Genomic DNA, 2,034 nt, shown 5'->3' with positions numbered 1-2,034 from the left:
ATCGACGGCCGGAATAGCCTGCTGGTTCGGAGCGGCGCCTGTGTAGAACACATTTCGCGAGCTTTCTTCACCCTCGTACTGGACAGGGTAGAACAGCATCGAGTTCAGCTCTTCGAAAACCGGCAGAACCGATTTACGCGAAGAGGATGTCCAGCAGCCGAATACGGCGGCGACTTTATCTTGCTCGATCAGCTGGCGTGCCTTTTCGGCGAAGAGCGGCCAGTCCGATGCAGGATCAACCACCACAGCCTCAAGTTTCTTGCCAAGTACGCCGCCCTTCTTGTTCTGTTCGTCAATCAAGAACAGCATCGTATCCTTGAGGGTCGTTTCGGAAATAGCCATCGTCCCGGACAGCGAATGCAGAATGCCGACCTTGATCGTGTCGTCCGCGGCGCTCGCGGGTGACATGGCCAGGGACGCACCCATGGCGGCGGCCGCCAAAGTCCCGATAAATCTGGCTGGTAAATTGAACATTCAGGTGAACCCCTCTTTTGGTTGTTGGTACCGAAGGAGTTCTAAGCAACGAGCGTGCCAAGTCGTGTTCGTCGGTTAAAGACATCTGAATTATTCAAAATTATCAGCATATTATGGGTTCTCATAATCAATGCATTTTTTGCAAGATGTTTGGTTCGGACGCTTTCGCAACCTCCTTTAGCTCATACTTTAGTCACATATCAATATGTGCAAATTTAATAGGCATCGACGGAGAGTAAAGATGCTTTGATATGGCATTGGCCTCCGTTTGATGTATGGTACTTCGACACCAACTCTTCCAAGGACAAAAAATGGACATCCGTCAAATTGACGAAGATTTTGCTGTGACCGGCCAGATTTCACCAGATGACGTGCGCGATATTGTTGCCGCGGGCTATCAAGCGCTGATTTGCAACCGTCCGGACGGCGAATCGCCGGACCAGCCAGATTTCGCTGAAATTTCTCAGGTTGCCGAAAAAGCAGGCATTCCGATTTATTATGTTCCGGTTATCTCTGGTCAACTGACCCAGGACGACGTCGATGCCATGGCCAAAGCGCTGGAGGAAGCGGAAGGACCTGTCCTCGCCTATTGCCGCTCCGGCGCACGCTCAACCAATATTTATGGCATCGTACAACAGCAGAAGGGCTAGCTCTAGAAGAACGCCTGGATGCCAGTCTGGGCGCGGCCTAGAATGAGGGCGTGCACGTCGTGCGTGCCCTCATAGGTATTGACGGTCTCAAGGTTCTGCGCGTGCCGCATGACGTGGTAGCCGATCTGGATGCCATTGCCGCCATGCATGTCGCGGGCGACACGGGCAATATCCAGCGCCTTGCCGCAATTGTTGCGCTTGATCAGACTGATCATCTCCGGCGCGACCTTGTCTTCGTCCATCAGACGGCCAACGCGCAACGAGGCTTGTAACCCGAGAGCAATTTCCGTCTGCATGTCAGCGAATTTCTTCTGAAACAGCTGCGTAGCGGCGAGTGGCCGTCCAAACTGCTTGCGATCAAGCCCGTACTGCACTGTGCGCTGCCAGCAATCCTCCGCAGCGCCCATAACGCCCCACGAGATGCCGTAACGAGCGCGATTGAGGCAACCGAACGGCCCTTTCAGGCCAGAAACATTCGGCAGCAGATGCTCCTCACCAACGATGACGCCGTCCATGACGATTTCGCCCGTTATCGATGCGCGCAGCGAGAGCTTTCCGCCAATCTTCGGCGCGGAAAGACCCTTCATGCCCTTTTCCAGCACGAATCCCCTGATCTGGCCATCATGCGCGTCAGATTTAGCCCAGACGACAAAAACGTCGGCTATGGGTGAATTGGAAATCCACATCTTTGAACCGGACAACCGGTAGCCATCCGCGACTTTTGTCGCGCGGGTCTTCATGCCCGCGGGATCCGAACCGGCGTCGGGCTCAGTCAAGCCAAAGCAACCAATCCACTCTCCGGAAGCAAGTTTTGGCAGGTATTTCTTGCGCTGCTCCTCGGAGCCGTAGGCATAGATCGGATACATGACCAGCGACGACTGGACGCTCATCATGGAGCGATAACCGCTGT

General features: G+C 54.4%; 3 protein-coding genes. 1 reads left to right on the top strand and 2 read right to left on the bottom strand.

Translation table 11 applies throughout. From position 1 onward, the window contains the following. On the bottom strand, positions 1-474 hold a 474-nt coding region (locus ACXJ5O_RS25305), incomplete at its 3' end, for a transporter substrate-binding protein (protein WP_457302313.1). 311 nt (positions 475-785) lie between these two features. Between ACXJ5O_RS25305 and ACXJ5O_RS25300 the strand changes: the two genes are divergently transcribed. Next, complete coding sequence (locus tag ACXJ5O_RS25300) at positions 786-1,124, top strand: TIGR01244 family sulfur transferase (protein ID WP_271892898.1); 339 nt, start codon at positions 786-788, stop codon at positions 1,122-1,124. Between the two features lie 2 nt (positions 1,125-1,126). On the opposite strand, the gene ACXJ5O_RS25295 is transcribed toward ACXJ5O_RS25300, so the two are convergent. Beyond that, a partial coding sequence (locus tag ACXJ5O_RS25295) for an acyl-CoA dehydrogenase family protein (RefSeq protein ID WP_457302312.1) occupies positions 1,127-2,034 on the bottom strand: 908 nt, incomplete at its 5' end.

It is taken from the genome of Phyllobacterium sp. P5_D12 (genome assembly GCF_054049495.1).
The sequence above is the reverse complement of the archived record's forward strand: the minus strand, read 5'-3'. Positions and strand labels throughout refer to the sequence as shown.